This window comes from Chitinophaga filiformis (assembly GCF_023100805.1).
GTDB lineage: Bacteria > Bacteroidota > Bacteroidia > Chitinophagales > Chitinophagaceae > Chitinophaga > Chitinophaga filiformis_B.
In genome coordinates, this window is record NZ_CP095855.1 from 732,934 (window position 1) to 746,763 (window position 13,830).

Sequence of the window (13,830 nt, forward strand, 5' to 3'; positions counted from 1 at the left end):
AAATTTTAATAAAAATACTCGCTCTTATATGGGTAACGTTCCCTGTACAGGTTAATAACTTTATCCAGGATAGTCTGACGCAGTTCATCAATATTCTTGCGCTCTAAAGCGGAGATGAACACACAATTGCCCTGCGTCCTGGTCTCCCAGTTCTCCTTCAGCTGATTCAGGATGTCCTGTTTGATATCTTCAGCCAGCCACTTGTCAAACGTCTGCTGCTCATACAGGTCCATCTTGTTAAAGATCATGATACTGGGTTTGTCAAAGGCCTTCAGATCCTGCAGGGTACGGTTCACCACTTCTACCTGGTCTTCATACTGCGGATGGGATATGTCCACAACATGCAGCAGGATGTCACTTTCTCTTACCTCATCCAGCGTAGATTTAAAGCTCTCCACCAGGTGATGCGGCAATTTGCGGATAAACCCAACGGTATCGCTCAGCAGGAATGCTGTCTGGTCAAACACCACTTTACGTGTAGTAGTGTCCAGCGTAGCGAACAGTTTATTTTCAGCAAATACTTCGCTCTTGCTCAGCAGGTTCATAATGGTACTCTTACCAACATTCGTATAACCTACCAGGGCTACACGAATATATTCCCCGCGGTCCTTACGCTGGGTAAGCGACTGCTTGTCAATCTCTGCAAGACGCTTTCTCAGCAGGGATATCTTATCCTTGATAATACGGCGGTCCGTTTCGATCTCCGTTTCACCCGGACCACGACTACCAATACCACCTCCCTGTCTTTCCAGGTGACTCCACATCCCTTTCAGGCGGGGCAGGATGTACTGATACTGTGCCAGCTCCACCTGTACTTTCGCCTGAGCCGTACGGGCACGGCGGGCAAAGATGTCCAGGATCAGGTCACTACGGTCTATCACCTTCACATTCAGCACCTTCTCTATATTGGCAATCTGGGAGCCTGTCAGCTCATCATCGAATATGACAAGATTGATATTTCTGCCGTTAATAAAGTCCTTAATTTCCTCCAGTTTACCTTTCCCTACAAAAGTAGCTCTGTCCGGATGGGATAGTTTTTGGGTAAAACGCTTCACAGTAGTAGCACCGGCTGTCTCTGCCAGGAACACCAGCTCGTCCAGGTATTCCTGTACCTGGCGCTCAGACTGCTCCTTATGAATCAATCCCACTATAACCGCTCTCTCTTCCTGTTGTACAACTTGTTTCTTCTCAATCAAAGTTTATAATAATTTACTGCAAAGGTATGGAATTAGTCCATAGCCCCATAGGTGGCAGGGTATAGCTGCTAATCGGCCGGTCCTTGTCTTACAACTGACTAAATTGCCTACATTTAAGTCTTCAAACAAGATCTAAACATGCATAAATCACTTTTGTTAACATCACTTTTTATATCAACTATGGCAGCGGCCCAGCAGAAAATGACGCCTGAGCTGCTCTGGCAATTGGGCAGAGTCAGCGGGGAAACGATTACAGCAGATGGTAAAACGGTTATCTATGGCGTTTCGCGATATAATATTGCGGAAAATAAAAGCGAAAAGAACCTCTACGCTATCCCGCTGACGGGAGGCGATGCTAAGCAGATCACTACAGAACCCGGCGCAGAAGGGGATGTCAGCGCTGTAACCGGGCAAAAGATCCGGTATTCCTATAAAGGTCAGCTATGGGAGCTAAATGCCGACGGTACCGGAGCCACCCAGATCACCCACGTTGAAGGCGGACTACAGAATATCCGTATTTCCCCCGACGGGAAACATATCCTGTTCTCCAAAGAAGTGAAGTTGAAAAAAGTGGCCGGCAGCGATTTCTATCCTGATCTGCCTAAATCCAATGTACAGATATACGATAATCTTAACTACCGCCACTGGGATACCTGGGAAGACGGTAACTTCCAGCATGTATTTTATGCCACCTATGACAATGGACAAATTGGTACTCCGGTGGATATTATGGAAGGTGAACTGTACGACAGCCCGCAGATGCCCTTCGGCGGCTCGGAAGATATGATCTGGAGCCCTGACGGCAAAAGCATTATCTACGTTGCCAAAAAGAAATTCGGTAAAGAATATGCTGTCAGCACCAACACTGACATCTTCGAATACAACCTCGAAACCCGTTCCACCAAAAACCTCTCCGAAGGACTGGCCGGCTACGATGTAGCGCCATCTTTCAGTCCTGATGGCAAATATCTGGCCTGGCTGGGCATGGCGAAAGATGGTTTTGAGGCTGATAAAAACGATATCATCATACTGGACCGCACTACGGGTAAACGTACCAATCTTACTAAAGAATGGGACGGTACTGTCGCTTCCATCTACTGGAACAAAGACGGTAAACAACTACTGTTCCTTGCAGTGGTAAAAGGTACAGAACAGCTACTGGAGATCTCGCTTCAGAAAGATATAGCTGCCACCTCCGCTAAAAATATACGCCAGGTAACAGAAGGCGACTTTGACATCAACGGTATAGTCGGGCAGGTGGGGAATACCCTGGTAGTGTCCCGTACCGATATGAACCATGCCGCGGAACTCTTTACTGTGCAATTGCCTAAAGGTACCCTGCAGCCACTCACTGCGGTGAATAAAGAAACCTACGACAAAACAGGCATGTGCAAAGTGGAAAAGCGCTGGATCAAAACTACCGACAACAAGGAGATGCTCGCCTGGGTGATATTCCCACCCGATTTCGATCCTGCTAAAAAATATCCGACCTTATTATACTGCCAGGGAGGTCCGCAATCGGCCCTTTCCCAATTCTATTCCTACCGCTGGAATTTCCAGCTGATGGCCTCACAGGGTTACATTGTTGTAGCGCCTAACCGTCGTGGTATGCCCGGACATGGCGTAGAATGGAATGCTGCCATCAGTAAAGACTGGGGCGGACAACCTATACGCGACTATCTCAGCGCTATTGACGCTGTAAGCCAGGAACCATATGTTGATAAAAACCGCCTTGGTGCAGTAGGCGCCAGCTATGGCGGATACTCCGTATATATGCTGGCTGGCGTACACAATAACCGCTTCAAATCATTCATCGCACACGATGGCCTTTTTGACCTGAAAAGTTGGTATGGTACCACCGAAGAGCTGTGGTTCGCCAACTGGGATATCGGCGCCTACTGGGATGCTGCTAACGCGAAAGTTTACAAGGAATTCAATCCAAGTGAATATGCCAATAAATGGAATACACCAATCCTGATCATCCAGGGGGGAACTGACTTCCGTGTAGGCATTGAACAGGGCTTACAGGCATTCCAGCTGGCGCAGCTCAAAGGGATCAAGAGTAAACTGCTTTACTTCCCCGAGGAAAATCACTGGGTATTAAAGGCACAAAATGCCCTGGTATGGCAAAGAGAATTCTTCCAATGGTTGAAAGAAACACTGTAAAATAATCGTGTACCAGGTAGCAGCAGTTCAGGATTGCCGCTACCTGGTACCTGCTTCATAACTTCATTTATAAATTCCCCAACGTTATGTTCTCCTCTCTCTTGCTGAATGTCCATGAAGGCATTGCCACTATTACACTCAATCGTCCCGATGTTTACAACGCGTTCGATGATCCGCTGAGTTATGAATTACAGGATGCCCTTAAACAGGCAGAAAAAGATACTGCCGTAAGAGTGGTAGTACTAACCGGTGCGGGCAATAAAGCCTTCAGCAGCGGACAGGATCTGAAAGCGGCTTTGAATGGAACTGGCGGCAAACGCGATCTCGGCGAGTCTTTGCGTAAACGCTATAATCCTATCATCAGGGCCATAAGGAATATGCCCAAACCCGTTATCTGTCAGCTGAATGGCATTGCTGCCGGAGCCGGTTGTTCCATCGCCCTGGCCTGCGATATGATCATTGCCAGCGAAACCGCCGCTATGGTGGAAATATTCATCAATATTGCGCTGGTACTGGACTCGGGGTCATCTTATTTCCTGCCGCGCACTGTCGGGTATCACAGGGCATTTGAACTGGCCACCAAAGCCACAAAATTATCCGCCGCAGAAGCGCAGCAGCTGGGCTTTATTAATAAGGTGGTGAAACCGGAAGAACTGGAAGCCACGGTCCAGGCTGAAGCATCTTTTTACGCCAATGCACCTACCAAAGCCATTGCCTTGCTGAAAAAGATGCTGACAAAAGGTATGACCGAAGATCTGGATGCTGTGCTCGAGTATGAGGCATATTGCCAGGAAATTGCCGGCAATACCACCGACAATACCGAGGGGATCCGGGCCTTCCTGGAAAAACGGAAGCCTGCATTTAAAGGTGCTTAAAGCTGATCTCTCATACAATTATTCACTTATTACAGCACCATTACTAACAACAGCACAAACAGCTCTCAAAAAGGAAGGGCGCCCGCAGAAACGGGCGCCCTTCCTTTTTTATATCTTCTCAGCAGATTATAAACCGCTGAGCATAAATCCGAAGGAGTAAGGATTCACATCATAAGTACCATTGTCCTTGAAGATGCCGGTTAAAGCGTAGGTACCATATACCGCGAAGTTGCCATAACCAACCCTTGCAGTACCTGCAAAACGCCATGTATTGAAAAGACGTTTGCTGGCTTCTTTTTCAATCAGTTTTGAACCATTTACATTGCTCACTGAACGGGTATGTGCATTCAGCAGGTTACCTATCTTCAAACCCACACCTACTTTGAAGCCCTTGTTTGCATTCTCAGGCACCTGGCGGTAGCGGAGTTCCAATGGTATTTCCAGGTAAGTAGCTGCCAGCTTGAATTTGCTGTAAGCATCAGTTTTCTGGAAATCAGGAACAGTAGATGCATTTCTAAGGTCCAGGCTCATTTTACTCAAATGATAGTGGTCAGACCCTATTCCCAGACCTGCCGCTAAGCTGAAATTAGTTTTCTGCAAAGGAATATCGTACATAAATGCGATATTAAGCTGACGGTTAAAACCAGTATTAATAGCACCAGCTCCTGTACCAGTCAATCCAACATATCCCAACTGAATCACTAAGAAATCCTTGGAATGTGAAGCTGCTCCCATAGCTGTATTAGCAACTGCATTCTTGGCATCCTGTGCAAAGACTCCGAAAGAAGCCGCCATTAGTCCCAGCGAAAAGAATAATTTCTTCATGTGTAAGTATAAAGTCTTGAAAAAGAATATTAGGCAAATTTAATGGAATAGGAATAAAACAAAGGGTTAAAATATTTATAAAATATTAACGCCCTTCTATATCTCTGTCCGTTCCCTTTCAGCATACCATCTCCTGAACACATCTACTCACTATATAATATGTTAGAACCTATGGAAGAATCCAGTAACCGCCTAAACCCGTACCTAGCAGCGCGCACTGTTCCGCCTACCTGCTTACTTCAGGATCGGGGTGGACTATATGAAAACGGTAAAAGAGACCTGATCTATGCAGACCTTATGGCTTCTCTAATATGGCCTGACCTGTGTACGGCATAAGCATCGCTTTCGGATTACCCAAACTGATCGCTACATTCTTTTCACAGGTACTGTAGCGCTCCTAAATAAGAAGGACGTACCCGCTAGCAGGTACGTCCTTCTCTTTATCAATAAGTCTTATATTAACTGAACAGGTAAAGCACATCTTCTTTGGTCAGCTTCTTCACGAATCCGGAATCATCCGCAATGATCTCCTTCACCAGCGATTTCTTTCGCTCCTGCAATTGCAGGATCTTCTCTTCCACAGTATCCTTACAGATCATACGGTAAGCAAAGATGTTCTTCGTTTGACCAATACGGTGAGTACGGTCAATGGCCTGCTGTTCCACTGCCGGGTTCCACCATGGATCCACAATATATACATAATCAGCCGCTGTCAGGTTAAGACCAACACCACCCGCTTTCAGGGAAATGAGGAATACCCTGCAATCGTCGTTGGACTGGAAATTCTGTATGGCACGTTCACGTTCCGTTGCAGAAGTACTACCGTCGAAATATTCGAACGGTATCTTCATATGCTGCAACTTCTCCCTGATCAGCCCAAGCATGCCCAGGAACTGAGAGAAGATCAGCACTTTATGATTACTGATATTCTCAGACATTTCACGGGTCAGCTCGTGCAATTTCACAGAATGGTTCGGATATTGCTCCGCCTCATTCAGGATAGCAGGAGAGTCGCATATCTGGCGGAGTTTCATCAGACCTTGCAGGATGGTCAGCTGGGAGCGTTCCATACCCTGATCTTCAATTACCCCCAATATTTTCGAACGGTAGGAGTTCCGGTATGCATCGTAAATATGCCGCTGTTCCGCATCCATCTCACAGAAGATCACCGTTTCGATCTTCTCCGGTAGCTCTTTTGCCACCTGCTCTTTCGTGCGGCGCAGAATGAACGGGTAGATCAGTTTACGCAAATGGTCTTTACGCTCCTCATCCTGGAACTTGTCTATCGGCGTGGCAAACTCATTACGGAAAAAGTCTACACTTCCCAGCATTCCCGGATTAAGGAAGTTCATCTGTGCGTAGATGTCAAATGTATTATTCTGCATCGGCGTACCACTCAATGCCAGTTTATTCCTGGTATTCAACAGTTGCGCCGCTTTCGTCACCTTACTCTGCGGATTTTTGATAGCCTGGGATTCATCCAGTACAACGTAGTCCAGGTCCATCTTCATCAGGGTCTGTACATCACTTCTCAGGGTACCGTAGGTAGTGATCAGGATGTCATACTTCAACAGCTCTTCCACCGTTTTCAAACGGGTAGGGCCATGATGAATGTGGTAGGTCATGGTAGGCGTGAACTTCTTGATCTCATTTTCCCAGTTATAGATCAGGGTAGTTGGGCATACCACCAATGCCAGGCATTTACCATCATTCTTATTCTTATAGTGCTGAATGAATGTAAGCGCCTGGATAGTTTTACCAAGACCCATATCATCCGCCAGGATGCCTCCCCATTTCACTTCGTCCAGGTAGTTCAACCACTGAAAGCCACTTTCCTGGTACGGACGCAATGTGGCCCGCAGGTTGTGTGGCAGAGATATATTCCGGATCTCGTCAAACTGCAGCAGCTTACGCCGCTTTTGTTCCAGCTCCAGCAATATTGCATCGTCATCAATGAACTCATATAATTCATCGATCACACTGAAATTGTACTTGCTCAGCTTCAGTGCGCCTTTATCTTTTTCCTCCCCGATCTTAAACAGCAGGGAGTATTTCTTTAACCATTCTTCCGGCAGCAGTCCAAGAGAACCATCTGCCAGCTGCACATAGTTTTGCTTGCCTGCCAGTGCCTGCTTGATATCCCTTATGCTCACCTTCTGATCGCCATAGGTCACCTCAATCTGCGCGTCAAACCAGTCAATGCCAGAGCTGATCTGAAGGTTTGTAACCGGCTTATGAGCGCTGAACTTAAAGTTCTTCAGGTTCTCAAATCCGAATACCCTTACATTCATTTCCTTCAGCGTATCAAAAAACAGGAAGAACCAGTTGTTCTTCAGTGCCTCTTTCGCCTTCAGGAAAAAGTAATTATTGGAATTAGGCTGTGCGAAATTGGTATGCAGCGTACTAAGTTTATCAACGAACTGCTGCTCTGCTTCTTTATTCCGGTGGATGATCAGGACCTTGTTCCCCTCCTGCACCGTTATCTTGCCATCATCATTCCAGTCAACCTCTTGTCCATGATAGGCAAATCCCGGCTGGATAATGAAAGTCTCACCAACTTCACGCAGAAATACCCGGCATTCCGGCAGGATATCGTCCACTTCGGCCAGCAATGAGTTGTCAAACTGTATCTGGTACTGTTTACTTAATGGCAGCAGGTAATCCTGCAGGTAAGTACCCCATTGGTCTGCCGGTATACGGATGCGTCCATTCTCCCGGAACAATTCCACATGTAATGCATCCTGCGCATTTTCAAACAGGTATAGTACATTGTTCTTAAGGAACAATATGGAGCTATCCCATTCATTATCAGATACATTGACCATCTCGCCCTCTATGAGAACATGGCAGGTCACTTCTATCGCATCTGCAGAAGCATGTGTTTTGAAGATAGGTTGCAGCCTGTCGCCCGCCAGGTGGACCGGCTGCAGGTTCTTTGTTTTGAACTGCTGCCGGTTCGGCAACAGGAACAGGAGGCCATGCGCTGCTATCTGCGGGAACAGTTTGGCCAGTTTGGGATGCAGGTATTCCAGCATCAGCTCCTTCGTTTCTGTTGGCAGGGCAGACTCATTATCATCATGGGTGATGTTTTCCCAGATGCCTGCAAAAGGAGAATTCTTGCTCAGAAACTTGCTGACCTCCATCCCCTGAACCTTGCGGACGGGGGTGATCAGGTCACGATCAGCTTCTTTATACTGATAAAAGTCTACGTATTTGGATAGATCCAGTTTATTGACCAGGGAGACAAAACCTGTCTGTTCTTCATTTACTTCACCGCTTACCAGGTCTATCCGGAAGAACGGATACAACTGTTCGTTGGCATTAAACACAACGCCTATGCGCTGGGTAATAGCTGCTGCAACTTCTGGTGGCGGGGGGGGAGTAGGTTGCCTGCTGGTCAGCGCACCGTCAACCCTTTTGATGCTGGGGTCAAGTACCCGCAGAAAAGGTTTTCCCTCCATGTAGGAGAAGGTGAACTTTCCTTCCAGGTTATCGTCCAGCGAATACCCGTATAAGGACAGGAGTTTGTTCTTTTCCTTATCCCAGTTTCGCAATGTGTCAAAATAATAGGGTCCCTGACTGTTCAGCAGGTGCAGGAACAGAGCCGTTTTATGCTTACACACGGCATGTTCTGTTTCATCGCAGGTACAATGCGTATCAAAGAAACGCTCTTCATTCCGTTGAATGATCAGTGGATATTCCTGCCCTTCATATTTAAGGGTCGCTTCTACTTTTTCATCTTTCGCAGAAGTGACCTTGAAGTTCTTTGCAGATTTGGCTATTTTCTCGGCTTCCGCAAATATCTCATTGGAAGTGAGCAGCTTGAGCGATTTCAGGTCTATGAACTTCATTTTCACCAGCGTATGCTGCTGATTATATTGCGTATCATAGCTTTCGAAATGATTTTTGTCCAGCATTTCCTGCAACTGGAACATAGCGGCAGCTTCATGCCTGCAGATATCTCCGAGGTTGTAGGGACACTGACAACGGACAGACATATTGCCCGTTTCATGATATTTATTGATGGAAACGCGATAATAATTTGCATGGGTATCGCTCTTTACCCTGAAAGTGGCTGATTTGAGAATAGGATCGGCTTCTAACAACTCCACACCTCCGGTCGCAAAGATGCGCTTCCCCCTACGGATCACCTCATCGGTTCCGTTATTATATACATATTTCAGTAGCTGGGGCAGCGACATAGTTTCAAATTGCCCGCTTTATAAACCAGCCGGGTTAAAAGCTAAAATATTTAGCAGCTGATGAAAAGGCAATTCACAAAAGTACGCAGAAAAATCCTAAAAAGCTAGAGCATGAGTAGCCTTAGCGCTACAATGTATCACTTCCAGAAACAAACACTTTATAAAAAGAATGCATCTTGCAGCTATTCCGCAGCCACAAGCTCTCCATTTCTAAAAATAGGGAGTACGTTGGCCCCATCAGGTGTGAGACAATACTGAATATCCTTCTCCAGGCCGAATTTTGCCAGGCGCTTATAGTGGGAAGCCTGTTTCATGATCTCCTGGATATTATCTTTCGATACCTGGTATAAGGTCTCTGCAGCAATGGCAGAATCACAGTCCACCGTAAAGTGCTCCCTGATCCGGTTTACCACAGCTCCCGCAAACAGGGTGTCTTCCATGTTAACACGATCTTTCCAGGCGGCACATCCGAGTATGACCGGTTTACCCTGGGCTACCAGGTATTCACATACTGCCGAAAGGTTGGGAAATGATCCGGTAATGATCGCGATGGCGTCTTTAGCCATATGCAACAGCTTGGTACCGTTTGTAGTGGTCAGCACCAATGTCTTGTTCTGTATGAATTCACGGGGATATTCAAATGGCGAGTTCCCATGCAGCAAACCTTCCGCAATCCGTCCGTCCCGTTCACCAGCAGTGATGGCGTTGTCCCCCAACTGTTCTCCGATGCTGATACATTCCGGTACGGAAGCTACAGGTATCACCCTCGCCGCGCCATTATATAATACCGTACATATCGTGGATGTTGCCCTCAACACATCGATGATCACCACAATACTGTTCTTCACATCATACAAGTGTAACAATGCCGGTGATAAACATACTTCTAAAGTCGGTTTCTGCTGTTCCATTGCCATATTTAAAAATCAGGATGAAGCACCCGGAATTGAATATTGGTTTGTTACCTCAATTCCCGATTCCCGGTTCTTCATCCTGATTATCCGTTAATCTAATATCACTCTCCATTTCTCGGTCTCCGCATAATCTTTTATCACCTGGTTCCGCAACATCAGCAGGTTGGTCATATATTTATTCAGGTAAAACCTTTCAAACAATCTTCCCAGCCAGCCATAAGGTGTTCCGAACTCCATGATATCAATTGCCACAGTACCATTACCTATCTCCTTAAAATGATGCTCATGTTTCATATAGGTAAAATCCCCCGCCACCATCTCATCACAGAAATACTCTGTTTTACGCATTTGCGTAATGCGGGTGGTCAGCTGCCTCACCTTACCCAGGTGTTTGGCCTGCCAGGTTACCGTTTCATCCAGCTCTATCAGTCCGTTGGTACGGCCCTTGATCGCTTCTTCGTGCATATGCGCCATACTGCGCTTATGCAGCGTAATGCTCCTGCTCAGGTCAAAGACCCGCTCAAGCGGAGCATGAATTACGGTTGTAATATGAATTGTAGGCATAGAATAGATATGGTTTTTGCAATTATATGCTAACTTAACTTAAGAATGGCACCTTTACAACTCTGGCTTTCAATAATTTGTCCCTTACTGCGATAAATATTTCTGAATCCTGGGCGGCAAATGCAGTGTTTACATATCCCAGGCCAATTGCTTTCTGCAGGGAAGGCGACTGTGTACCGGAGGTTACTTTACCTATTACCTGGCCGGCAGCATCCTTGATCTCATAGTCGTGACGGGGAATACCCTTATCCACCATTTCAAATCCAACCAGCTTCCTGCTCACGCCTGCCGCTTTCTGCTGTTCAAATTTACTGCGGGAAGTGAATTCTTTGGTAAATTTTGTAATCCAGCCCAGGCCGGCTTCCAGTGGGGAAGTGGTATCGTCAATATCGTTTCCATAAAGGCAGAAGCCCATTTCCAGGCGCAGGGTATCCCTCGCACCAAGGCCGATAGGCTTCAGTCCTTTAGGACCCCCTACTTCGAAAATGGCATCCCAGATCTTTTCAGCAGCACCGTCTTTATCTTCAAAATAGATCTCAATACCACCCGCACCGGTATAACCTGTAGCGCTTACCACCACGTTAGGCACGCCTGCAAATTCACCTTTAGCAAAAGTGTAATATTTCAGGTTCACCAGTTCTATGCTGGTCAGCGGCTGCAGTATACTGGCCGCATTAGGGCCCTGAATGGCCAACAGGCAGGTTTTGTCGGAAATGTCATGCATTTCCACCCCCTTCGTATTATGTTTACTGATCCAGTTCCAGTCCTTTTCAATATTGCTGGCATTCACTACCAGCATGTAAACCTTATTCTCTTCAATACAATATACCAGCAGGTCATCCACAATACCACCTTCGTCATTTGGCAAACAGCTGTACTGTGCCTTTCCGGCGGTCAGTTTGGATGCATCATTGCTGGTAACCCGCTGGATGAGATCCAGTGCATTTTCTCCCTTCAGTATGAATTCACCCATGTGGCTCACATCAAACACCCCCGCATTGTTCCTGACAGCCAGGTGTTCATCATTAATACCTGTATAGGAAATCGGCATGTTATACCCTGCAAAAGGAGCCATCTTAGCGCCCAGCGCTACATGTTTGTGTGTAAATGGTGTGTTCTTCATAAATTTAATGATCGGTTCTGTTTTGGGTATATTTTTAGGTTTAAGTTTTGTTTAAGCCCCGCAAAAATAGGCTGATTTTCCAAATTCGGCGGGCAAATAGTGATTTTGGTGCAATAATTGCCTCCTGGAATTACGAGCACCGCCAGTGAATCATCCTTACCTGCAACGGTATATGAACAACTTTGAACATGAAACTGTTATTAGCAATCGACACATTCATTGCTAATCAGCCACTTAGATACGTATCTTTGCAAAAAAAAAGACCTGGTCTGCCGGCTCTTTCAGTAGACTCTTTAAAAACTCAACAACTGTGAAGCATACCATATGCCTGTTGGCGCTGTTATTACCCTTTACTCATGAGCTGAACGCCCAAAAAAAAGCCGATCGCAAGACGCTGGGCAACCTTCAGGCCCACATTACCTTTCTGGCCAGCGATAAACTCGATGGCCGGCGTACAGGCACTCCGGGCGAACAGCTGGCGGCGGAATATATTTCTACCCAGATGAAGCTGGCAGGACTTACTCCAAAAGGAGACAGCGGTTACCTCCAGACATTTCCCGTTAGCGAAGGCAAGCTGATAGCCACCACTTCACACCTGACTGTCAATAAAACCACACTTACCCCGGGAGAACAATTTATTCCCCTCCCTTTCAGCGCACAGAAAAGCGCCAAGGGCGACGTATTACGCGATGTGAATGAACCGGAAAACATCTGGCTCTTTAATGTGAAGGACTTTGAAATGCAGCCACATGCAGATCCGCTGGAAATATACCGGCAAAATGCCCGGGAAGCGGCCAAGGCCGGTGCTACCGGAGTGATCTTCTATAATGGCGATGAACAACCGCAGGAAGTCCGGAAATGGCTGTCCGTCGCTGTCGATCCGCTCTCCATTCCCGTGATGTGGGTAAACAGTGAAACCAGCAAAATGCTCTCCGAGGCTGAAGATCTCCGGATAAATATGCAGGTGAACTTTACCGCCGGCAGGCGTACCGGCACTAACGTGGTGGGGTATATAGATAATAAAGCCGCCAGTACCATCGTGATCGGCGCCCATTTTGACCACCTGGGCCATGGGGAAGACCAGAATTCACTGGCTCCTAACGACAAGACCGTACACCACGGCGCCGACGACAATGCCAGCGGAACAGCAGCGCTCCTGGAACTGGCCCGTCTGCTCAAGGCATCCCCTCTGCAGAGATATAATTACCTGTTTGTCGCGTTCTCGGGAGAAGAACTGGGACTGTTCGGCTCTAAATACTTTACCGAGCATAGCGCCATTGCTCCCGGCACCTTCAACTATATGATCAACCTGGACATGGTAGGGCGACTGGATCCTGCCAGGGGCTTACAGGTAGGAGGGATAGGTACTTCTCCCGTATGGCCTGCATTATTGCAACAAACCATCCCGGCTGAAATACGTACTACCTACGACTCCTCCGGTACCGGACCTTCAGACCATACTTCCTTTTACCTGAAAAATGTGCCCGTACTGTTCTTTTTCACCGGTACCCATAGCGACTATCACAAACCATCCGATGAAGCTGCCAAGATCAATTACGCAGGAGAATTAAGCGTCATCAAAGTCGTGTATACACTGGTAGAGAAAACCAACAATATGGATAAGGTGGCCTTCACCCGCACACGCGACAAGCAAGCTACCGCCACCTCCAGCCCCCGGTTCTCTGTAACATTGGGCATTATGCCGGATTATACATGGCAGAAAGCAGGGGTGAGGGTAGATGGTGTGTCTGATAATAAGCCAGCCAGCAAAGCCGGCATCCTGGCCAATGATGTGATCGTTGAACTGGGATCACACACCATCGTGAACCTGGAAGACTATATGCAGGCGCTTTCAACTTTCAAAAAAGGTGACAAAACCACTGTGAAAGTCAGGAGGGAAGACAGCGAAAAAGTATTTGATATCCAATTCTGATCGTTTTATAATATCTTGCAGCCCTTAATATC

Annotated in this window: 9 protein-coding genes; 3 read left to right on the forward strand and 6 right to left on the reverse strand. The window is 46.9% G+C overall.

Features of this window, described 5'->3' with window-relative positions; translation table 11 throughout:
* Positions 1-5: 5 nt before the first annotated feature.
* The gene (hflX, locus tag MYF79_RS03030) at positions 6-1,196 is read right to left on the reverse strand and encodes a GTPase HflX (RefSeq protein ID WP_247812498.1); all 1,191 of its coding nucleotides are present in this window, start codon (positions 1,194-1,196) and stop codon (positions 6-8) included.
* Between the two features lie 138 nt (positions 1,197-1,334).
* Here hflX and MYF79_RS03035 point away from each other — a divergent pair, with 138 nt between their 5' ends.
* Together MYF79_RS03035 and MYF79_RS03040 are read left to right on the forward strand one after the other, a co-directional pair.
* Complete coding sequence (locus MYF79_RS03035; RefSeq protein WP_247812499.1) at positions 1,335-3,362, forward strand: prolyl oligopeptidase family serine peptidase; 2,028 nt, start codon at positions 1,335-1,337, stop codon at positions 3,360-3,362.
* Positions 3,363-3,448: 86 nt separating this feature from the next.
* Entirely contained in the window at positions 3,449-4,237 is a 789-nt protein-coding gene (locus tag MYF79_RS03040) for an enoyl-CoA hydratase-related protein (RefSeq protein ID WP_247812500.1), read from the forward strand.
* 126 nt (positions 4,238-4,363) lie between these two features.
* Here MYF79_RS03040 and MYF79_RS03045 read toward each other — a convergent pair whose 3' ends face one another.
* The 5 genes from MYF79_RS03045 to gcvT form a co-directional block, all read right to left on the reverse strand.
* Positions 4,364-5,062 (reverse strand): outer membrane beta-barrel protein, encoded by a 699-nt coding sequence (locus MYF79_RS03045; RefSeq protein ID WP_247812501.1) that lies wholly within the window; start codon positions 5,060-5,062, stop codon positions 4,364-4,366.
* A 458-nt stretch (positions 5,063-5,520) separates the two neighbouring features.
* On the reverse strand, positions 5,521-9,264 hold the full coding sequence (locus tag MYF79_RS03050; protein WP_247812502.1) for a DEAD/DEAH box helicase: 3,744 nt from the start codon (positions 9,262-9,264) through the stop codon (positions 5,521-5,523).
* Between the two features lie 182 nt (positions 9,265-9,446).
* Positions 9,447-10,175 carry a 2-phosphosulfolactate phosphatase gene (locus MYF79_RS03055; RefSeq protein ID WP_247812503.1) on the reverse strand — a complete coding sequence of 243 codons (729 nt, stop codon included), beginning with the start codon at positions 10,173-10,175 and terminating at the stop codon, positions 9,447-9,449.
* 93 nt (positions 10,176-10,268) lie between these two features.
* Positions 10,269-10,742 carry an SRPBCC family protein gene (locus MYF79_RS03060; protein ID WP_247812504.1) on the reverse strand — a complete coding sequence of 158 codons (474 nt, stop codon included), beginning with the start codon at positions 10,740-10,742 and terminating at the stop codon, positions 10,269-10,271.
* A gap of 34 nt (positions 10,743-10,776) precedes the next feature.
* A complete protein-coding gene (gcvT, locus tag MYF79_RS03065) occupies positions 10,777-11,865 on the reverse strand; it encodes a glycine cleavage system aminomethyltransferase GcvT (protein WP_247812505.1) in 1,089 nt (362 codons plus the stop codon).
* Between the two features lie 310 nt (positions 11,866-12,175).
* Here gcvT and MYF79_RS03070 point away from each other — a divergent pair, with 310 nt between their 5' ends.
* On the forward strand, positions 12,176-13,798 hold the full coding sequence (locus MYF79_RS03070) for a M28 family peptidase (RefSeq protein WP_247812506.1): 1,623 nt from the start codon (positions 12,176-12,178) through the stop codon (positions 13,796-13,798).
* Positions 13,799-13,830 lie beyond the last annotated feature (32 nt).

What these genes read in the sequence shown, in the direction of transcription:
- MYF79_RS03035 (WP_247812499.1), top strand. Translation starts at nt 1,335, where the DNA reads ATGCATAAATCACTTTTGTTAACATCACTTTTTATATCAACTATGGCA.
- MYF79_RS03040 (WP_247812500.1), top strand. Translation starts at nt 3,449, where the DNA reads ATGTTCTCCTCTCTCTTGCTGAATGTCCATGAAGGCATTGCCACTATT.
- MYF79_RS03045 (WP_247812501.1), bottom strand. Translation starts at nt 5,062, where the DNA reads ATGAAGAAATTATTCTTTTCGCTGGGACTAATGGCGGCTTCTTTCGGA.
- MYF79_RS03050 (WP_247812502.1), bottom strand. Translation starts at nt 9,264, where the DNA reads ATGTCGCTGCCCCAGCTACTGAAATATGTATATAATAACGGAACCGAT.
- MYF79_RS03055 (WP_247812503.1), bottom strand. Translation starts at nt 10,175, where the DNA reads ATGGAACAGCAGAAACCGACTTTAGAAGTATGTTTATCACCGGCATTG.
- MYF79_RS03060 (WP_247812504.1), bottom strand. Translation starts at nt 10,742, where the DNA reads ATGCCTACAATTCATATTACAACCGTAATTCATGCTCCGCTTGAGCGG.
- gcvT (WP_247812505.1), bottom strand. Translation starts at nt 11,865, where the DNA reads ATGAAGAACACACCATTTACACACAAACATGTAGCGCTGGGCGCTAAG.